Origin of the sequence: Vibrio sp. dhg (genome assembly GCF_003443775.1) — a bacterium.
Taxonomy (GTDB): domain Bacteria; phylum Pseudomonadota; class Gammaproteobacteria; order Enterobacterales; family Vibrionaceae; genus Vibrio; species Vibrio natriegens.
The window spans coordinates 133,495-152,262 of the sequence record NZ_CP028943.1 but is presented as its reverse complement, the minus strand read 5'-3'; the positions used below and the strand labels follow the sequence as shown (position 1 = coordinate 152,262).

General features: G+C 44.5%; 20 protein-coding genes. 8 read left to right on the top strand and 12 right to left on the bottom strand.

Annotated features, from left to right (window positions below; genetic code table 11):
- Window positions 1–360: 360 nt before the first annotated feature.
- The 3 genes from DBX26_RS00715 to coaD are packed head-to-tail and all read left to right on the top strand — an operon-like array spanning window position 361 to window position 2,932.
- Window positions 361–1,428 carry a glycosyltransferase family 9 protein gene (locus DBX26_RS00715; protein ID WP_118117461.1) on the top strand — a complete coding sequence of 356 codons (1,068 nt, stop codon included), beginning with the start codon at window positions 361–363 and terminating at the stop codon, window positions 1,426–1,428.
- Window positions 1,425–2,456: a glycosyltransferase family 4 protein gene (locus DBX26_RS00710; RefSeq protein ID WP_118117459.1), complete on the top strand. Its 1,032-nt coding sequence runs from the start codon at window positions 1,425–1,427 to the stop codon at window positions 2,454–2,456. Before DBX26_RS00715 ends, DBX26_RS00710 begins: the two co-directional genes overlap by 4 nt.
- Window positions 2,453–2,932 carry a pantetheine-phosphate adenylyltransferase gene (coaD, locus tag DBX26_RS00705; RefSeq protein ID WP_118117457.1) on the top strand — a complete coding sequence of 160 codons (480 nt, stop codon included), beginning with the start codon at window positions 2,453–2,455 and terminating at the stop codon, window positions 2,930–2,932. The genes DBX26_RS00710 and coaD overlap by 4 nt, the downstream gene beginning before the upstream one ends.
- Window positions 2,933–3,021: 89 nt before the next feature.
- Here the strand turns inward: coaD and mutM are convergent, their stop codons facing one another.
- From mutM to radC, 5 genes are all read right to left on the bottom strand, one after another.
- Window positions 3,022–3,831 (bottom strand): bifunctional DNA-formamidopyrimidine glycosylase/DNA-(apurinic or apyrimidinic site) lyase, encoded by an 810-nt coding sequence (mutM, locus tag DBX26_RS00700; RefSeq protein WP_118117455.1) that lies wholly within the window; start codon window positions 3,829–3,831, stop codon window positions 3,022–3,024.
- 95 nt (window positions 3,832–3,926) lie between these two features.
- Complete coding sequence (locus tag DBX26_RS00695) at window positions 3,927–4,403, bottom strand: hypothetical protein (RefSeq protein WP_118117454.1); 477 nt, start codon at window positions 4,401–4,403, stop codon at window positions 3,927–3,929.
- Window positions 4,404–4,588: 185 nt separating this feature from the next.
- Window positions 4,589–4,759, bottom strand: coding sequence for a 50S ribosomal protein L33 (rpmG, locus tag DBX26_RS00690; RefSeq protein WP_004410866.1), 171 nt, complete (start codon window positions 4,757–4,759; stop codon window positions 4,589–4,591).
- A gap of 13 nt (window positions 4,760–4,772) precedes the next feature.
- Window positions 4,773–5,009, bottom strand: a complete 237-nt coding sequence (rpmB, locus tag DBX26_RS00685; RefSeq protein WP_005384783.1) for a 50S ribosomal protein L28 — start codon at window positions 5,007–5,009, stop codon at window positions 4,773–4,775.
- A gap of 302 nt (window positions 5,010–5,311) precedes the next feature.
- Window positions 5,312–5,986: a DNA repair protein RadC gene (gene radC / locus DBX26_RS00680; protein ID WP_014230584.1), complete on the bottom strand. Its 675-nt coding sequence runs from the start codon at window positions 5,984–5,986 to the stop codon at window positions 5,312–5,314.
- A 287-nt stretch (window positions 5,987–6,273) separates the two neighbouring features.
- Between radC and coaBC the strand changes: the two genes are divergently transcribed.
- The 3 genes from coaBC to DBX26_RS00665 all read left to right on the top strand — a co-directional run bounded on the left by coaBC (window position 6,274) and on the right by DBX26_RS00665 (window position 9,180).
- Window positions 6,274–7,473, top strand: a complete 1,200-nt coding sequence (coaBC, locus tag DBX26_RS00675; protein WP_118117452.1) for a bifunctional phosphopantothenoylcysteine decarboxylase/phosphopantothenate--cysteine ligase CoaBC — start codon at window positions 6,274–6,276, stop codon at window positions 7,471–7,473.
- A 160-nt stretch (window positions 7,474–7,633) separates the two neighbouring features.
- A complete protein-coding gene (gene slmA / locus DBX26_RS00670) occupies window positions 7,634–8,224 on the top strand; it encodes a nucleoid occlusion factor SlmA (protein ID WP_014230582.1) in 591 nt (196 codons plus the stop codon).
- A gap of 5 nt (window positions 8,225–8,229) precedes the next feature.
- Window positions 8,230–9,180, top strand: coding sequence for a Kdo(2)-lipid IV(A) acyltransferase (locus DBX26_RS00665; protein ID WP_118117450.1), 951 nt, complete (start codon window positions 8,230–8,232; stop codon window positions 9,178–9,180).
- 73 nt (window positions 9,181–9,253) lie between these two features.
- Here DBX26_RS00665 and pyrE read toward each other — a convergent pair whose 3' ends face one another.
- Both pyrE and rph read right to left on the bottom strand, forming a co-directional pair.
- Window positions 9,254–9,895, bottom strand: coding sequence for an orotate phosphoribosyltransferase (pyrE, locus tag DBX26_RS00660; protein ID WP_118117448.1), 642 nt, complete (start codon window positions 9,893–9,895; stop codon window positions 9,254–9,256).
- A 110-nt stretch (window positions 9,896–10,005) separates the two neighbouring features.
- The gene (gene rph / locus DBX26_RS00655; protein ID WP_118117447.1) at window positions 10,006–10,722 is read right to left on the bottom strand and encodes a ribonuclease PH; all 717 of its coding nucleotides are present in this window, start codon (window positions 10,720–10,722) and stop codon (window positions 10,006–10,008) included.
- Between the two features lie 199 nt (window positions 10,723–10,921).
- Here rph and DBX26_RS00645 point away from each other — a divergent pair, with 199 nt between their 5' ends.
- On the top strand, window positions 10,922–11,788 hold the full coding sequence (locus tag DBX26_RS00645; protein WP_014230578.1) for a YicC/YloC family endoribonuclease: 867 nt from the start codon (window positions 10,922–10,924) through the stop codon (window positions 11,786–11,788).
- 102 nt (window positions 11,789–11,890) lie between these two features.
- Here the strand turns inward: DBX26_RS00645 and DBX26_RS00640 are convergent, their stop codons facing one another.
- Window positions 11,891–13,990, bottom strand: coding sequence for a YjbH domain-containing protein (locus DBX26_RS00640; protein ID WP_118117445.1), 2,100 nt, complete (start codon window positions 13,988–13,990; stop codon window positions 11,891–11,893).
- A gap of 85 nt (window positions 13,991–14,075) precedes the next feature.
- Window positions 14,076–15,020: an excinuclease ATPase subunit gene (locus tag DBX26_RS00635; RefSeq protein ID WP_118119723.1), complete on the bottom strand. Its 945-nt coding sequence runs from the start codon at window positions 15,018–15,020 to the stop codon at window positions 14,076–14,078.
- 1,017 nt (window positions 15,021–16,037) lie between these two features.
- Between DBX26_RS00635 and DBX26_RS00630 the strand changes: the two genes are divergently transcribed.
- Window positions 16,038–16,442 (top strand): hypothetical protein, encoded by a 405-nt coding sequence (locus tag DBX26_RS00630; protein ID WP_118117443.1) that lies wholly within the window; start codon window positions 16,038–16,040, stop codon window positions 16,440–16,442.
- A 42-nt stretch (window positions 16,443–16,484) separates the two neighbouring features.
- Here the strand turns inward: DBX26_RS00630 and DBX26_RS00625 are convergent, their stop codons facing one another.
- The 3 genes from DBX26_RS00625 to DBX26_RS00615 form a co-directional block, all read right to left on the bottom strand.
- Window positions 16,485–16,910, bottom strand: coding sequence for a phosphate-starvation-inducible protein PsiE (locus DBX26_RS00625; RefSeq protein ID WP_014230574.1), 426 nt, complete (start codon window positions 16,908–16,910; stop codon window positions 16,485–16,487).
- A 128-nt stretch (window positions 16,911–17,038) separates the two neighbouring features.
- The gene (locus DBX26_RS00620; protein WP_014230573.1) at window positions 17,039–17,878 is read right to left on the bottom strand and encodes an ABC transporter ATP-binding protein; all 840 of its coding nucleotides are present in this window, start codon (window positions 17,876–17,878) and stop codon (window positions 17,039–17,041) included.
- 32 nt (window positions 17,879–17,910) lie between these two features.
- Window positions 17,911–18,768, bottom strand: coding sequence for an ABC transporter ATP-binding protein (locus DBX26_RS00615; RefSeq protein WP_020335711.1), 858 nt, complete (start codon window positions 18,766–18,768; stop codon window positions 17,911–17,913).

Here is an 18,768-nt window from a genome sequence, read left to right as displayed (position 1 = left end):
AAGACCAAAATATGAATCTAGACACGTAAGGCTAAGTAATATTTAAATTTATTCCTAATATAAAACAGAGAAATAATATCAAAAACTGACCTAGTTTTTACAAATAGCATTCCATTTTGTGCTCCTGAAACCAAAATTTCATCCTAGTTCAATTTATTGGCGAAAGCCTGTACCAAAATCAAACAAAAGGATTAAAAACACCTATCAATACTAAAGGGTTGGACCACTAAAAATTAGGATTGTTGCATACTCGTTCTTGGACCCTGACTCGCCAAATCACACAACTCAGGGTGATTTGGGTATACATTCTGTTGATGCAACTGCATAATTCAGAGATAAATAACAACCCTCTTCAGAGTCATGAGCCTTTTTAATAAACCACCACAGAAAATTTGTATTCTGAGACTCTCTGCTATTGGTGATGTATGCAACACCATCGCAGTTATACAAGCGATACAAAAGCACTGGCCTACAACGGAGATCACCTGGATCACCGGAAAGCTAGAAGCAGAGTTGCTTAAATCGATTCCAAATATTAACGTAGTGGTGTTTAACAAAAAGAATGGCTTTTCCGAATATCTAAGAGTTTGGAAACTACTTAAAGGCACTCGTTTTGATGCATTACTTCATATGCAATACGCCATCAGAGCGAGCGTTCTGACGATAGGAATCAAAGCCAAATACAAACTTGGATTTGATGCGAAGAGAAGCCAAGACGGGCAACGCTTGTTTACGAACGTGAAGGTTCCCTCTCCTGAATCCAATCATGTTTTAGATGGTTTACGCCAATTTGCGATTACGCTTGGTGTGCCTGAATTCACCCCATCATGGTCGCTAGAATATAATGATGATGCACGGAGCTGGGCGACGAAGAATCTATCCAACGAAAAAACAAACTTAGTCATTGTTCCTGGTGCGAGTAAGGCCTACAAAAATTGGACCGCTAAAGGGTATGCAGATGTGATTCATCATGCCAGCAAGAATAATCTAAATGTCATTCTTGCTGGCAGTCCTGCCCAAGTTGAAAAAGATCTTGGTCGTGATATTGAGAAAGCACTTGATGTGCCAGTTACCAATCTCATTGGTCAAAGTTCGCTGCAGCAAATGCTGGCATTGCTCGATAAAGCCGATGTTGTGATAGCACCAGACACCGGCCCAACACACATGGCCAATGCCATGGGTACACCTGTTATTGGGCTTTATGCGCATCATAATCCAGAACGTACCGGGCCTTATAACTATCGATCGTTGGTCGTTTCAGCGTACAACGACGCGCTTTGGGCGGAAACCCAAAAACTGCCTTCTCAGGTTGACTGGCGTACCAGAGTTCAAGATGAAAAAGCGATGGAGAGAATTACCAGCGAGTCTGTCATCGCCATGTTGGATAAGGTGCTAACTAACCTTCAGAGCGAAAAGGTCAAAGCATGAATATCTGCCACGTGAATTTAGCGTCTGGGTATCACGGTGGTGAGAACCAAACTCTGCAACTTATCAAACAACAAGTTAAGTTAGGCTATGACCTCACTGTTGTCGCGAACCCTAAAAGCCCTTTTGCTGAAGCTGTCCACCAACTGGACGTAAAACTGGTGCTCGCGACGCACTTTACTAAAGCTCACTCAAAGTCAGTTACCGAAAATTGCACATTAATTCATGTGCATGAAGGCAGAGCAATTTACTGGGCCTTGATTCAACACATGTTGTATGGCACGCCATATATTGTCACTCGCCGTATAGACAACGCTTTAAAAAAGAAATGGTTAGCAAATCTAGCCTACTCCAAAGCAGCAGCAGTGGTCGGTTTAAGTACCGAGATTGTTCAGCGTGTTAATGATGCCTATCCCGCATTACAGACACATAAAATCCCGAGCTCTCCTGTCCAGTACCCTAGTGACGAGAAAACGGTTCAATCGATTAAACAAAGATTCGCAGGCAAGTTTTTGGTTATTCAGGCCGCGAATATGCTTAAACATAAAGGGTTTGATGTCACCATTTCAGCGGCAAAAAAACTCGAAGAATCCAGCCTGCCCATACAGTTCTGTTTACTCGGTGATGGTCCAGAGAGACCTGCTCTTGAGCAACAAGCTAGCGGACTTAATAACGTTAGCTTTGAAGGTAAACAAACGAATATGGGTGACTGGTTTAGCGCCGCCGATCTGCAAATTCACCCGTCATACACAGAAGGACTGGGCTCAGTGATCTTAGAAGGGATGTCTGCGGGCTTACCTGTGATTGGTGCGAACACAGGCGGAATCCCGGATATTATTGAACATGACTACAACGGTTTTTTAATCGAGCCCGGAAACGGCGATGCATTAACCGATGCAATCGTGAAACTCTATGAAGACCAACAAAAACGAGCCAGCTTCATACAAAATGGGGTTAAAAAGCTCGAAAAGTTCGATATTAGTTATACTTCCCAGCAGTACCTTGAGCTTTATAAGAAAATAGAAAAATGAAAAGAGTAATCTACCCAGGCACCTTTGATCCAATCACCAATGGGCATCTCGACCTGATCGAACGTGCGGCTGATATGTTTGATGAAGTCATTGTCGCGGTCGCCGAAAGTCCAAGTAAAAACACCATGTTTACACTAGAAGAGCGAGTCAGCTTTGTAAAAGATGTCACCGCACATCTAGACAATGTTACTGCCCAAGGCTTTTCCGGACTCATGGTGGACTTTGCACGCGATGTTAATGCAAATGTGCTGATACGCGGCCTGAGAACCACAGTAGACTTTGAATACGAATTCGGTTTAACCAATATGTATCGACGTTTATTGCCTGGCTTAGAGAGTGTGTTTCTCACTCCGGCCGAAGAGTACGCATTTATCTCATCGACAATCGTCCGCGAAGTGGCTATTCATGGTGGAGACGTCAGTGCATTCGTGCCAAAAATAGTGGCGGACGCGATGCACAACAAAAAACGCAATTAATGAACAAGCCTGACTTAGCCATGCTAGGCTACTTCAGGCTTCAGCTTCTCAGCAATCCATTTATTTTAAAACACTTCTAGCGAAAAGTTTTACTTCTGGCATTCCTCACAAAAGAACGTATTACGCTGACCAATCTTCTGCTCTTTAAGCGGCTCTCCGCATTCGGGGCAAGGTTCACCCGCTTTACCATAAACCAACAGTTCCTGGGCAAAATATCCAGGCTTGCCATCTGCTTGTGCAAAATCCTTGAGCGTGGTACCACCTTGATTTATTGCGATTTCTAGCGTGGTTTTGATGTTGGTAACCAGTAACGCCCATTCTTGCGATGTGACTTTGCCAGCAGGTCTGGTTGGATGGATCCGAGATTTAAACAGTGATTCATTCGCGTAGATATTACCAACGCCGACAACAACTTTGTTGTCCATAATGAACTGCTTTACAGCAACACGCTTGCCTTGCGCTTTTTCTGCCACATATTCAGCATTGAATTCGTCAGTTAACGGCTCAGGTCCCATATGATCAAGCACGGTGTGAGACTCACCCGGCGCGCACCATAACCACGCTCCAAATCGACGCGGGTCGTTGTAGCGCAGTACTTTGCCATTAGTCAGCTTCAGATCCACATGATCATGTTTAGCCGGTGGAAAATCGGCATCAAGCACACGTAGCGAGCCTGACATACCCAGATGAACAATCGCGGTTCCCTTATCAGTCTCAATCAACAGGTACTTGGCACGGCGCCGGATTGCACGAATCACTTGCCCTTCAAGCTGTTTCAGTTCCTGGGGGATATCCCAGCGTAGTTTGGGGGTACGAAACACAAACGCCTGGATCGTTTGATCAAGCATATGCGGCGTGATTCCCATACGGCTGACTTCGACTTCAGGTAATTCAGGCATTGTTGGCTCCGTTCAATTGTCTATTCTTATTAATCTGCTCGGCTAGCATAATCGAAAACTCGTGGATAAATACAGGGATGATTCAAGCAGTCATATTACTTAGGAAGGAGGTAACCATCATCCACTGAAATCGCAATCCATTTATCTTGCCAGTTCTTGAACAGCCAAAAATCGCTTAAGCGGTAGAAGGTGATACGCTGTGGTTCATCAAGATCCTGATACCATACTTCGATCGACTCTGGCGCCTTAAGTTGATGTTTCAACGTCTCATATTGCTGCTCAGTAAGCTCCGTGCCCTCTAAAGACTGCCAGCGAGCCACAAGCTCTTCAGAAGGAATACTCACTTTAATATTGGCCTGCCACTCGCCGTTCTTAACTTCTAATTCCCAACCGCTATAGTAAATCGCACTCACCTGATGATCAGATCGTAGTAAATTAGGATATGGATCCACCTCTTCTGATAATAAGTAGGTTTTGATCCACATCGGCGCATTTAAGATCACGATAAAAGCGATAACACCTAGGATAAGGATATTGTTCCATCGGCGACGACGAGCCGGACTAATGCGCATAATCACTCCTAATTTCTGTAAGCCACAGTAAATTAGCAAAGCAGATAAATATTGACTAGAAAATCTGTAAACAGATGCAGAAAGCCGTGAGGAAGAGTAATGGGGATGAGTGCTAGGAACTGGAGGTAATAAAAAACCCAACTCGAAAGTTGGGTTTTTCAATTCGTAAAAGAGTCAGAAACCAATTACTTGATTTTTGCTTCTTTGTACATAACGTGCTGGCGTACAACTGGATCAAATTTCTTGATCTCAAATTTGCCTGGCATGTTACGCTTGTTCTTATCAGTTGTGTAGAAGTGGCCAGTACCTGCAGAAGATACTAGACGGATTTTCTCACGAACGCCTTTCTTTGCCATTGCTTATTTCCTCTTAAACGTTTTCGCCACGTGCACGCATATCAGCAAGAACAGTATCGATACCTTTCTTGTCGATGATGCGCATACCTTTAGCAGATAGACGTAGTTTAACAAAACGTTTTTCGCTCTCTACCCAGAAACGATGAGTTTGTAGGTTCGGCAGAAAACGACGCTTAGTAGCATTTCGTGCGTGTGAACGGTTGTTACCCGTTACTGGACGCTTACCAGTTACTTGGCATACTCGTGACATGAATGTCTTCTCCAAAATCGTTTCAGCTCGATATCAACCTTGGTGGCCGAACCTCTCTATCTCTCAAAAAGAAGTTAGAGGTTAAGAACCGCTATGGAAAATCCATACAAGGCTATCAAAGGTCGCGCATTATACTAACTTGACATGCATTGCTCAAGACCCGAACAGATCCTTTTTACAGGTTTTCGTGATCTTTTTTAGACAGCAGGTTTTTTCTAGCAGTCCAAGCTGAATTCAGTTTAAAATTTAGTGGCGTGGATGATAGCAGATTTTTTGCAACTAACAACCTAAAAAACGCACAGTTATATCCATCCTCTTTCAGCAAAAGAGACACTTTCTCCATCACCGATGACGAAATGGTCCAAAATGCGAATATCTACCAGTGCTAAAGCGTCGATTAAACGGCGAGTAATTCTTCTGTCAGACTGGCTCGGCTCCGCCACACCAGACGGATGATTATGAGCAAGAATCAAGGCTGCCGCGTTATGATGCAAGGCTCGCTTCACCACTTCTCGCGGATAAACCGACGCCGCATCCAACGTTCCTTCGAATAAGATTTCATCTTTTATAACGCGGTGCTGATTATCGAGAAAAAGAATATAAAAGGCCTCTCTTTGTCGATCTCTCAAAATCGATGAGAGGTACAACTTCGTCTGTTCCGGGCTGGTTAAGGCATCACCACGCTTTAAAGTTTCCGCTAAATAACGCTGAGTCATCTCAAGCACGGCTTGTAGTTGAACATATTTAGCTTGCCCTAAACCTTTATGTTGGCAGAAGTCTTTCTCTGACGCTGAAAACAGCTGCCTGAGCGAGCCAAAATCCTGAATTAGGAAATCCGCCAATTCAATCACGTTCATGCCTTGCGTGCCTGTACGCAGAAATATAGCGAGTAATTCAGCATCGGTTAGCGCTTGTGGTCCTCTCTGGAGCAACTTCTCCCGAGGCATCGACTCATTCGGTAAGGATTTGAGTATCATCGACTGTCTCTTTATAGGTAAGAGCCCCTATTCCACAAAACAAAAAGCGAAAGTCGAGTATGACTTTCGCTTTTTTAGTTCCGTTCTGATTTTCTGTGTAATTTAGTGGTTCATCAAAGTTTAAAATTACCAACCAGATCGTGAATTTTCAGCCGAATTATTGGGGTACGTCACTTCGAATTACGACCACATAATAGTGGCATAGCAAAGTAAGCAAACTAAATATACGCAGGCGGTAAGACTTTGAGTTGTGCTAAACTCGTCGCCAGAAAAATTGGAGATTTCACATGCAAACACTAGCAGGAAAGAAAATTCTACTCGGCATCAGTGGCGGTATTGCCGCGTATAAATGTGCGGAGCTAACTCGTCGTTTAATAGAGAGAGGCGCACAAGTGCGCGTCGTGATGACCAAGGCGGCTCAGGAGTTTATTACTCCTCTCACCATGCAGGCGGTCTCTGGCCATCCAGTCTCTGACAGCCTATTTGATCCCGCCGCTGAAGCGTCGATGGGGCACATTGAATTGGCAAAATGGGCCGATTTAGTCTTGCTCGCGCCAGCAACGGCTGATTTGATTGCTCGACTGTCGGCAGGGATGGGAAATGACCTGTTGACAACTCTAGTGTTAGCCACTGATTCACCAGTTGCGCTATCTCCGGCAATGAACCAACAGATGTATAGTAATGTGGCCACACAAGAGAACATCGCAACCTTGGCTCGTCGTGGCATGCACATTTGGGGCCCTGGTGCTGGCGAACAAGCATGTGGTGATGTTGGTCCAGGCCGTATGTTAGAGCCAATGCAGCTGGTTCACCTGTGTGAGCAGTTTTTTCAGCCTAAAGTACTCGAAGGAAAATCAGTACTGATCACCGCCGGTCCAACTCGCGAAGCGATCGATCCTGTTCGCTACATCAGCAACCACAGCTCTGGCAAAATGGGCTTTGCACTGGCGAATGCAGCAGTACAACTGGGAGCAAGAGTAACTTTGGTGAGCGGCCCAGTTAGTTTAACTACTCCATCGGGCGTTGAACGCATTAACGTCGCAAGCGCTCAGGAAATGTATGATGCTGTAATGTCGCACGCCACCAGCCATGATGCATTTATCAGCTGCGCAGCAGTAGCCGATTACCGACCAGAAGACATCGCGTCTCAAAAATTGAAAAAGACCGCAGACAACGACCAGATGGTCATCAAAATGGTGAAAAACCCTGATATTGTTGCGTCGGTTGCAGCCATGACAGACAAGCGCCCATTCACTGTCGGCTTCGCCGCTGAAACTAACGATGTCGAAACTTATGCTCGTGGTAAGTTAGTGAAGAAAAACCTCAATATGATATGTGCAAATGACGTATCGGTTGAAGGACAAGGCTTCAACAGCAACGACAATGCGATTACTCTTTTCTGGCCAGAAGGTGAACTCGCTCTCGCTTTAGAATCTAAAGAGGCACTGAGTTTTAAAATCCTCGAAAAAATGCACGCATTAATGTAATTAGTGCTCATTTTTTGATAAGAAACTGGCGAAAATTTAGTACAAACATGACAATTGAGGGTGTTGTAACTCCCAATCCACCCTCAGTAGTCTAGTTTGATCCGACTTAGCGTCTTATAATCCCCTCCGCTCAACTTTGTATTTTGAAAGGAAATAACTAATGGCCGGCAGTAAAAAATCCAATCGTCGTGAAGAGATCTTGCAAGCGTTAGCACAGATGCTTGAATCTACAGAAGGCGCTTCACGTATTACTACGGCAAAACTGGCGAAACAAGTTGGCGTTTCAGAAGCGGCGCTCTACCGCCATTTCCCAAGTAAAGCGCGTATGTTCGAAGGTTTGATCGAGTTCATTGAAGAAGCATTAATGACTCGTATTAACCGTATTCTTGACGACGAAAAAGATACCTTAGAGCGTATCCGCATGGTGATGCACCTGATTCTGGTCTTTTCGGAGCGTAACCCGGGTCTGACACGCATTCTGTCAGGTCATGCTCTAATGTTTGAGAATGAACGTCTGCGTGAGCGAATCAATCAGCTATTCGAACGAATTGAAACGCAACTGCGTCAGATCCTACGTGAACGTAAACTTCGTGAAGGGAAATCTTTCCCTGTAGAAGAACGCATTCTTGCGGCACAGATCCTAGGTCAAGTAGAAGGCAGTCTAAACCGCTTTGTTCGTAGTGACTTCAAATATCAACCTACTGCCAACTTTGATGAATATTGGGCATTGCTCAGCGCACAAATTAAGTAGAGATTATGAGTAAAGACAACCACATGCAGCCAGAGTTTTCTCTTTCCCTTCTCCATCCACGCAACTGGGGCGTGTGGATAGGGTTTGGTCTACTGGCGATCATCGTTAATATTCTTCCTTACCGCTTGCTTCTGTCGTTGGGCCAATCGGTGGGTAAGCTCGGCATGCGTTATGGTAAAAAACGAGTACACGTCGCAAAGCGTAACCTTGAGTTGGCTTTTCCGGACAAGTCTCAAGAAGACATCGATCGTATCGTTACCGAAAACTTCAAAAACACCGGCATGGCACTGATCGAAACCGGCATTACCTGGTTCTGGCCAACTTGGCGCTTTAAAACGCTGCTAGTGGAAAAAGATGTTGGTGCTCTGAAAGAAAAGGCGCAAGAAGGAAAAGGCGTCCTACTCTGCTGTGTGCATGCATTGAACCTTGAAATCACCGCACGTGCTTTTGCAGTCATGGGACTGGCTGGTTACGGTGCGTTTCGTCCACACGATAATCCAGCTTATAACTTTATCCAGTACTGGGGCCGCACCCATAACGGCAACAAACTGATTGACCGTAAAGACGTGAAAAAGATGATTCGCGTCTTGCGTAGTGGTGAACGTCTGTTCTATCTACCTGACCACGATTACGGACGCAACAAATCGGTGTATGTGCCATTCTTCGCAGTAGAGGATGCGTGTACGACAACAGGTACGAGCATTCTGGCTTATACGTCGAAGTGTGCCATTGTTCCGGGTTCTGGTTTCCGCAATGAGCAGGGCAAGTATGAAATCATTGCAGATAAATGCATTGAAGCCGATTACCCGCAAAAAGACGAAGTTGCCGCCGCAGCGTACATGAACAAATACGTAGAAGAAGTCATCTTACGCGCTCCTGAACAATGGATGTGGCTGCATAAGCGCTACAAAACCATGCAGGATGAAAACGTGCCAAAAGGCATTCGCTACAGATAAGTGGTAACAAAATAAAAAGGGGCTGATGGATATCCACCAGCCCCTTTTTTACGTTTTAAAGCTTCAGAATAGATTAAATGCCGTATTCTGCGCGGTACGCTTTTACTGCTTCCAGGTGCTCTGCTGCGTTACCTTTCTCTTCAAGGTAAGTCACCAGGTCGCCCAGGCTCACGATAGAGATCACCGCGCAGCCGAAGTCACGTTCCACTTCCTGAATCGCAGACAGCTCACCCTTGCCTTTTTCTTGACGGTCGATAGCAACCAACACGCCAGCTAAGTCAGCACCATTCGCCTTGATGATTTCCATCGATTCACGAATTGCGGTACCTGCTGTGATCACATCATCAACCAGCATAATGCGACCTTCAAGAGCCGAACCTACCAGGTTGCCACCTTCACCGTGGTCTTTCGCTTCTTTACGGTTAAAGCAGTAAGGCGTGTCGATATCATGGTGGTCCGCAAGTGCTACTGCTGTTGTCGTCGCGATAGGGATACCTTTGTACGCAGGGCCAAATAACACATCGAACTCGATACCTGAGTCTGCCAATGCGGCTGCGTAGAAGCGACCAAGACGAGCAAGGTCGCGACCTGTATTGAAAAGACCAGCGTTAAAGAAGTAAGGGCTCTTACGGCCTGATTTCAAAGTAAACTCACCAAACTTAAGAACTTCTTTCTCAAGTGCAAACTCAATAAATTCACGCTGGTATGCTTTCATGGATTTCTCTCAATTTTCAGTGTGTGGATATCAGTATTAAAGTTCTAGGACAAAAGCCCTAAAAATACGCAAAAAAATAGCTTCCTTTGCGGGGAAGCTATTTTTAAAAATTAATTTTCTAACGCCGCCTTCTGCGCCGCGACGATTTCGCTAATGCCGATTTTCGCCGACTCCAGCAGTGCCATCAGTTGCTCGTGACTAAACGGTTCGCCTTCTGCTGTGCCCTGAATTTCAATCATCTTGCCTTCTTCAGTCATGACAACATTCATGTCGGTATCCGCGGCTGAATCTTCAACATATTCAAGGTCACACAGTACTTCATCACCTAGCAAACCAACAGAAACCGCCGCTACGTGGCCTTTCATTGGGTTTGCTTTTAGCTTGCCGCTCTCAATTAGGTGCTGGAACGCATCTGCCATCGCAACGCTTGCGCCACTGATTGAAGCAGTTCTTGTGCCGCCATCCGCTTGAATTACGTCACAGTCAACGGTGATCATAAACTCACCCATCGCCTTTAAGTCGACAACAGCACGTAGACTGCGCGCGATAAGGCGTTGGATTTCCATCGTGCGGCCACCCTGCTTACCGTTTGCCGCTTCGCGACGAGTACGAGAGTGTGTTGCACGTGGCAGCATGCCGTATTCTGCAGTTACCCAGCCTTTACCTTGGCCTTTTAGCCAGCGCGGTACAGATTCTTCGACGGTCGCATTACACAACACTTTGGTATTACCGAACTCCACTAACACTGAGCCTTCAGCGTAAGCGGTGTAGTTACGAGTAATTTTGATTGGGCGAACTTGGTCCGCCTTGCGATCGTTTGGACGCATGGGCATCTACCTTAAATATGAGGAGAAGACGATTTGGTTGGGCGAGGATTATAGCGGAATCGATTCCGGATTCCTAGGTCACAAGTCATGCAATCGATGCACATTTCCCTAGTACATCGCGCTACATCCCGCGCACCTATTCTCACTCCGTGATACACTCTCTAGGTAATTTTCAAAAAATTGAAGACAGGAAAATTCGATGATTTACAGTATGACAGCGTATGCGCGCAAAGAAGTGAAAGGCGATTGGGGTTCGGCGGTATGGGAAATCCGCAGTGTAAACCAGCGCTACCTGGAAACTTACTTCCGCATGCCAGAACAATTCCGAGCACTAGAACCTTTGCTACGCGAGCGATTTCGTAAGCGCCTGGCTCGCGGTAAAGTTGAGTGTAACCTTCGTTTTGAAGCGAACCCAGCCGCGAAAGGTGAACTTAGCATCAATGAAACTCTGGCAAACCAAGTGATTAAAGCGGCAGAGCAAGTGATGCACATGACGGGCGAACTAAGCCGCATCAACCCATTCCAAGTCATGCAATGGCCAGGTGTGATGGAAACGCCAGAGCAAGACATGGATGAAGTAAACAAGGTTTTACTGAGTGCTTTTGATGAAGCTTTAGGTGAGTTTATTGATGCGCGTGGCCGTGAAGGCGACAACATGAAAGCGCTGATCGAACAACGCCTAGATGCTATTACTGCAGAAGTGGTAAAAGTTCGTGCGCGCATGCCAGAAATCCTGGAGTGGCAACGTGAGCGTCTGTTCTCTAAGTTTGAAGATGCCAAAGTCGAGCTGGATGCTTCTCGCGTGGAGCAAGAGCTTATCCTTTTGGCGCAAAAATCTGACGTTGCAGAAGAGCTGGATCGTCTCGACTCTCACGTAAAAGAAACCACTAACATTCTGAAAAAAGGTGGCGCTGTCGGTCGTCGTCTGGATTTCATGATGCAAGAGTTCAATCGTGAGTCGAACACTCTAGCGTCGAAATCAATCAGCACGGACATCACGGCATCTGGCGTCGAGCTAAAAGTTCTGATTGAGCAGATGCGTGAACAGATCCAGAACATCGAATAATATTTTCTAGGGTATTTATCACTTTCACATACCTAACCCTCTAAAGAAAAAAGGGCGGAGCCTAAATTAGGTAACCGCCCTTAAATATCACTTTTAATCTACTTAAAGTTCTTGCTCTAACAAACGAATATACGCATTTCTCATACGCTGTTGGTTGGTATTGAAATACGCTGGTGTTAGCCTCGAACGGTTAAGATACTCACGCTCCAAACTGTGTTGCAACTCAATAGACTGCCCAAGGCCGGTATTCACATTGTTGTGAGAATCATTGATTCGAGTTTGTACCGTCAGCTCATATTGGTCGATACCTCTAACCTGTAAGTATCCAGGCTTCATGTCTCGCCAAGGCGTCAATGGTAAAGAAACCCCAAGAGTCAGAAATTCTTCATCTTCACTATTCAAGTATTTCGCAAAGAATTTAGCGTCACCTAACCAATGCGTGGTCGTGATATCAAAGCCTTTATCACCAAACCAATACTCCCCACCTCGTAAACTCAACTGCCAGTTCCAGTCTGGTTTTGAATAGGTATAGTTGGCTAAGCGGGTCGCTTTGTCTTCGATTTGACGGCCACGTGAGTCTACATCATCCTTGTAGGTGAATTCGCTAATTTGGAAGCTAACGCCATGGTTCCCTTCAGGTGAATTCCATTGCGTTTCGTTCATCCCGCCGAGGTAACCACCGTAGATATAACCGGCAGAAAACTGGGTCATAATATCAATAGGTAGACGGAAAGCTTGGTGGATTAGAACACGGTTGATCTCATTATCTAAGCTTTGATTTTCCCAAATACCACCGCTGTCATAATCATCGCTGTCCCCCAGCGGCAATACATGTCGGATATCAAACGCAGCGCCTTGCCACAGTGGTGTATATAAGTTGGAGCTCAGACCGACAGAATAATCAAAAACACCATACTCCGTAGCAACATTGTAATTCATAATCGGCGCAAAGATGAGTTGCGAGCGACCAATACCTTCGTTGATATTCTGGTGGATCCACTGAGTCTGTTTGCGGTATTCATTGAGGTTTTTTGACGAAAACGAGGTCTGCTTGCATACCTCGCCTGTCACCAAAAAGTCCTGATAACAGTCCAGTGTAGTGGAAACTCGCATTACTGGAATATTGTTGTTCAACAACAGCACGTTGATCACTGGTGCATCACTGCTACTTACCATATCAGCAAGGGTATCATGGCTTAGGTTTGTTGCGATTAAGCCCAAGGCCACACCGACACCGTCAACTTCGTTGTGGTTATAACGTCGGTTTTCGAGGGCAACAACAAATTGGTTAAGATGGGTACCCGTTTGAATATTGATAAAGCCTTCATTCTTGAGAGCTTGTTGCAAAGACGTCAGGCTAGTTGATTTACTTTCAGCCAACTCAGAGGCAAGACGCTGCTCAGTCGTTTCTTGTTCAGCCAGTTTCAATCGCTTACGGCTATTAATACTATTGCTGCTATAACCTAATAATGGAATGGCAGTATTGATGCCCCATAGCGTCTGTTCACTACTCTGGTGGCCGGTGTAAAGTTCAACATGAGCAGAGGTTTGAATGCCATAGGGCAAAAAGCCCTCGGGAGTAAAAACCTTCGCTGTGACATTGAATTCGCTGGCATCATATTCGCCAACAAGTTGGGTAAAGGGAAGCGGTTGCCACTCTACCCCACCAAATGGCCCATCCATAATCCCAAGGCTAAGATCGGATTTACCATAGCCAGTACTGAAACGTAATCCATAATCTTCGAAGGTTTTATCTGCAACAACATAAGCCGCATCAAAAAAGCTGACAGCACCACCAACATCTTGAGCCCCTACAGCTAGTTGGATGCCGGTGAAGTCATAGAAATAGGGCACTTGTGCCTTGAAAGACGCTGACAGGTCTCGAATGCCACAGTCTTGGTCAAAGTAAATATTACAATCGTAAGTTTTGGTTACGATTCTCCCCCCGGCTTCGACACCAGGAAGAATACCGACACCAAAAAACCAGTCATCAAGCTGAGCAATAGATCCCTGATAAGGAGCGCCTTGGCTGAAAGAAACATGAAAATCCCCAGTATCAATCACCTGAGCATTTGGGGTAAATCCCAATCCGGTGAAACTCTGATATGAAGAGAGGTTATCGGGTGAAGCAAAACTGGCACAGGGGGCTAAAAGCAAAACAGCTGGTATGCAGCTTTGCAATGAAAAATTTGGTTTGAACATGCGATACATCCATTGATAAAAAGTCACCCAAAGCGAACGCTGTGGGTGACTAATCTTTTAACGATGATGAGGAAAGTGAAAGTTATTAAGCGCCGCCGCCGCCTTCACTACCACTACCACCTGTACCACCTGTACCGCCTGTAGATGGAAGCTCAGGATCAGGGACGGGAACCGATGGTCTAGCTGATGCTATATCATCAGTAATTTTATCAAAGATTGGATCAGTCGAGTCGATATCATCGTCTTGTTCGGCATCAGCAATTTCGCTGAATACTGCGTCATCTTCCAATGCTTCGGAAAGATCAACATAGATTTCGTCACCATTGTCATTTTCTGGATAGTTTGGATGTTCATCCAGTACAGCCTGACTTACCCTTCTAGCAACATTAGCAAGTTGATCAACAGTTACATCTGCTTTGTCACCTTGAGCGACAAGCGTGTCAGACAGTACAACTGTGGTAACCATGATTTCTGAGTAAACCGTTGGACTCGATGCCTTAAGAGTATTTAGTGCTGTTTCTGGGTCAGTAAGCAGCTCAAGAACATCAATTTGGACACCATCATTGTTCAGCTGATCAATATCGATACCCAGTTTTGTCAAAGTCTCTTTAGCAACTTCTTCAGAATACACGTCATCACCAAGCACTTTGGCAATAATTGTCGTCAGTGGCGTTGCCGCTGCTTCTTGGCCCGCTTGGAGCAAGCCTTTTGGCACACTGTAGCTTACGCCCGACATGCTTTTACCATTAGAGGTATCCACGGCATCGGCAGTACCATTGAAGGTTACAGAACACGTTTCAGGGTTAGTTGCAAACGTTTCATTTTCAATAGTGATAAAACCATCGTAGTCAGTAGTCCCGTTGATAGCGCCGCCTGAACCATCAATACAATCAAACTGAGCAGTCATACCTTGAACAGCACCATCGAATGCACGTACATCCTTAGAAAACGATATAGTATCAGTGCTACTATCATTACAGCCGACTAAAATTATGGAGCCAACCGCGATTGCCAATAGTGAAAGTTTCACTTGAATCTCCTTTTTTTCTGCAAGTGAGGGTATACCAATAAAGAGCCGCAATAATAGTTCTCTATTATCTTTAACCTTGATTAATATATGAATTTTAGAATTTTGGCCATCATATAAGAAATCAATATGAATGTAAAAAACTGTTTGCACAATTTCGACAGATAAATTGCCTAAAATTGACATATCACTTCCACGGATTGGGTAATGACAATTCTAAAAATTAGACTCTGACAAACAAACCCATCAATCACTCGTTTTCTTCCAGCATCGACATTAAACGGTCATCTTAATCTGTTAATTGGGGAGGAACGAGGCGACTATAAGACAGTAGAAATGTAACACCTGGTAAACAAGAAAATAGTTAGATTATCCAGTGACATGACTATCGCAACAGTATCGGTGATAATTTTAATGAGAACAGAACTTTTTGATTAACAAATATTTAACAAAATCACTTAAATTTAAAGAATTAGAAAATTAAATAGCCTTAAATCACAAGTCTAAATATTAATAAGCTGGTAACACCGGAAGTAACAAAAATTAAAAAACATCAAATAACACTGAAATAAGTAACAACTTTAAAAATAAAGTCCAATATTGATTTAAAAAACCGTTTAGACTCTCAGCCAATATATGTGGGATATTTCCTCAAAGTCCGCATTTACAAAAAACTTAATTATTTTTTGTACTTCATTCTCAAGCGTATATTTCGAGTTAGATCTCAAAATCAGGTTCAAAAAGAGAAGATAGCTGTAGGTCGGACAAAGCAAGGGCTCATTTAAACACTAAAAAACCAGATAGAAATATCTTAATTAGCACCTAAAACGGGGGGACTTAATCTTCAAATCGCGCTTTTTAAGTAAATGGGCATACCCAAACTGATATAACAGCGCTCTTTCACCTTTACTCTTACTTTGAATAAGCACACTTACGCAAACCTATAAACTATAATTATTTATCACAAACCACATACATTGCCGTTAGCAAAGAAAGCCAGCTATAAAACGAGGCCATATTATGATCAATAAATCTCTTGTTTATAGCAGCATACTGTTTTCTCTAATTTTTTCTCCGATAAGCAAAGCAGAGCAAGAACCGGAAGTCGACTTAGAACGCGCAGAAGCGTTGCTGCATTGCTCAATCATGGCCAAACAACTAAAATGGACTGGCTACTTACCGATGTCATTTGCCTTTGAGGCTTATAAACCGTGTAAACCCCTTAAAGAAATTACCCAGCGTAACCAGTGTTCAGACCCGATACGCTCCCTCGCTCATAAGGCCAAAACAGAGCAACGCTTTACACAAGCCGATATGGATTATTGTCTTAGCTTGCTCGGGAATGAACAGGAAACCGCAAAAATCAGAGAAGAACTCAATGAGCAGCAGCGGCTTTACTATGAAAAAATGGCTGAACAACAATAGTTCAGCCACTGATTGATTCAACCATTTGGGATAAAGCCTGCTTTACTCGTCTTTTTCCGCCGTGCGGTTATCTACGTACGGCCAGTAATGATGACCGATACGAATTAACAATGTCGCCGCCGCAAGTATCAATGCCGCTAGAGATAACCAAACAACAGGAACTGCATCCAACTCTTTCATACCAAGAGTGATGTAACGAGCAATCGCCATCATTGCTATATAGATAGGGTAACGAACCGGAATTTTCCCGTTCATCACAAACTGCCGAACCATCGCTAACACTTCGAGATAGATAAACATCAACAAGATGTCTGTTAGCAATACGCGTTTTTCAATAAAAACATGAATGAACTCTTCTACCATGGCATACAAGGTCGCCAAGGTAATAGCGACCAACAGTATCGCCTCAAAGATATGGAAGATTTTTAAGAACGGTCGGCTGAATGATTTAGGTAACTCTGACGCCATAGTCAATTATCCAAATAAAACCAAAGAGATAAACCTGAGTTTAGCATGCTAGCTGTAAAATCATACAAAACAAAAACGCTCCGACTATTTGGCGGAGCGTTTATTGTTTAACCTAGAAGTGGCACAGCTTACGCCACTCGCTGCTTTTTTTCAGCCAAACGCTTTTTCTTCCTGTATTTAGGGTGCGTAATCGGAATAGCAGATAGCAACTTTTTGGTGTATTCGTTCTGAGGATTGGCGTAGATCTCTTTCGCGTTACCCGCTTCTACCACCTTACCAAAGTACATCACTGCGACCTTATCTGAGACATGTTTAACCACCGATAAGTCATGCGAGATAAAGATGATCGCCAGATTCATTTCTTGCTGCAGCTGTAACAACAGGTTCAGGATCTGAGCCTGAACGGATACATCCAGCGCCGAAACAGACTCGTCACAAATCAAGAGTTTTGGTTTTAACGCAATAGCTCGAGCGATACCAATACGTTGACGTTGGCCACCAGAAAATTCGTGCGGATAACGGTTTACTGCCGTTTCTGGCAAGCCTACTTTAACCAATAACTCTTTCACCCACTGTTTGCGCTCAGCTGGCGTACCAATTTTATGAATAACAAAGGGTTCTTCCAGTATCATACCGATGGTGTGGCGCTGGTTCAGCGACTCCATCGGGTCCTGAAATACAATCTGCATGTCTTTACGCAGAGAGCGCATCTCTTTTACCGACAACTTGGTGATATCTTTGCCTTCGAAAAAGATTTTGCCTTCCGTTGGTTCGTAAAGCTTTAATATAGTTCGACCTAAGGTACTTTTACCACAGCCTGATTCTCCTACCAGACCCAGTGTTTCCCCTTCACCGACAGACAGAGACACACCGTCTACTGCCTTAATCGTGTAGCCTTTCTTAAACAGTCCTTTACCAGATACAAAGTGCTGCTTAAGATTTTCAATTCTTAATACTTCTTTTGCCATAACATCCTCTTTTATGACTCGTTCACTTTGTACTAGTGAGCAAACATACTTGCATCTATTGGTTTGATGTCGATCATCTGCTTAGGTTCATTATCTAAGCTTGGCATCAATCCCATCAAACGCTCCGTGTATGGGTGCTGCGGGTTATCAAACAGTTCAAAAATCTCTGCTTTTTCAACAATGCGCCCGCCATACATCACTGCCACGTCATCGCACACTTCTGCCACCACACCGAGGTCGTGGGTAATGAAGATCATCGCCATGCCCGTCTCTTCCTGAAGATCATTCATTAGTTCAAGGATAGACGCCTGTACGGTTACATCCAGTGCAGTTGTTGGTTCGTCACAGATCAAAATGTCCGGTTTGCAAGCCAGTGCCATTGCGATCATGACACGCTGACGCATACCGCCAGACAAGTTGTGCGGATACTCGTTGAGACGCTTTTCTGGCATTGGAATTTTTACTTTATCCAACATTTCAATTGCATAGGACTCGCGTGACTTCTTATCCAGCTCTGGGCGGTGTAGTTCGAGTACTTCACAAATCTGACGGCCGATGGTGTGAACAGGGTTCAATGCCGTCATTGGATCCTGGAAGATAATAGAAATGCGGTTACCACGCATTGCATACATTTCATTTGCAGGCAAATCCACCAGATTGGTTCCGCGGTAGTTCACTTCACCCTTCACAATATTACCGTATGGCTTCGGCAGCAGCCCCATAATAGACATTGAAGTCACACTCTTGCCACTGCCCGACTCACCTACTAAGCCAAGCGTGCGCCCGGCTCGAACATCAAAGTTCACACCATGGAGTACTTTTACCGGCCCATCGTCGGTCATAAATTCTACTTCGAGGTCTTTAACACTTAAAATTACATCGTTTTCCAT

Coding starts and splice junctions, on each gene's coding strand:
- DBX26_RS00615 (WP_020335711.1), bottom strand. CDS start 18,768: ATGGAAAACGATGTAATTTTAAGTGTTAAAGACCTCGAAGTAGAATTT.
- DBX26_RS00625 (WP_014230574.1), bottom strand. CDS start 16,910: ATGGCGTCAGAGTTACCTAAATCATTCAGCCGACCGTTCTTAAAAATC.
- slmA (WP_014230582.1), top strand. CDS start 7,634: ATGGCCGGCAGTAAAAAATCCAATCGTCGTGAAGAGATCTTGCAAGCG.
- DBX26_RS00620 (WP_014230573.1), bottom strand. CDS start 17,878: ATGGCAAAAGAAGTATTAAGAATTGAAAATCTTAAGCAGCACTTTGTA.
- rph (WP_118117447.1), bottom strand. CDS start 10,722: ATGCGTCCAAACGATCGCAAGGCGGACCAAGTTCGCCCAATCAAAATT.
- DBX26_RS00665 (WP_118117450.1), top strand. CDS start 8,230: ATGAGTAAAGACAACCACATGCAGCCAGAGTTTTCTCTTTCCCTTCTC.
- rpmG (WP_004410866.1), bottom strand. CDS start 4,759: ATGGCAAAGAAAGGCGTTCGTGAGAAAATCCGTCTAGTATCTTCTGCA.
- radC (WP_014230584.1), bottom strand. CDS start 5,986: ATGATACTCAAATCCTTACCGAATGAGTCGATGCCTCGGGAGAAGTTG.
- DBX26_RS00715 (WP_118117461.1), top strand. CDS start 361: ATGAGCCTTTTTAATAAACCACCACAGAAAATTTGTATTCTGAGACTC.
- DBX26_RS00695 (WP_118117454.1), bottom strand. CDS start 4,403: ATGCGCATTAGTCCGGCTCGTCGTCGCCGATGGAACAATATCCTTATC.
- DBX26_RS00630 (WP_118117443.1), top strand. CDS start 16,038: ATGATCAATAAATCTCTTGTTTATAGCAGCATACTGTTTTCTCTAATT.
- DBX26_RS00640 (WP_118117445.1), bottom strand. CDS start 13,990: ATGTTCAAACCAAATTTTTCATTGCAAAGCTGCATACCAGCTGTTTTG.
- coaD (WP_118117457.1), top strand. CDS start 2,453: ATGAAAAGAGTAATCTACCCAGGCACCTTTGATCCAATCACCAATGGG.
- pyrE (WP_118117448.1), bottom strand. CDS start 9,895: ATGAAAGCATACCAGCGTGAATTTATTGAGTTTGCACTTGAGAAAGAA.
- DBX26_RS00710 (WP_118117459.1), top strand. CDS start 1,425: ATGAATATCTGCCACGTGAATTTAGCGTCTGGGTATCACGGTGGTGAG.
- DBX26_RS00645 (WP_014230578.1), top strand. CDS start 10,922: ATGATTTACAGTATGACAGCGTATGCGCGCAAAGAAGTGAAAGGCGAT.
- rpmB (WP_005384783.1), bottom strand. CDS start 5,009: ATGTCACGAGTATGCCAAGTAACTGGTAAGCGTCCAGTAACGGGTAAC.
- mutM (WP_118117455.1), bottom strand. CDS start 3,831: ATGCCTGAATTACCTGAAGTCGAAGTCAGCCGTATGGGAATCACGCCG.
- coaBC (WP_118117452.1), top strand. CDS start 6,274: ATGCAAACACTAGCAGGAAAGAAAATTCTACTCGGCATCAGTGGCGGT.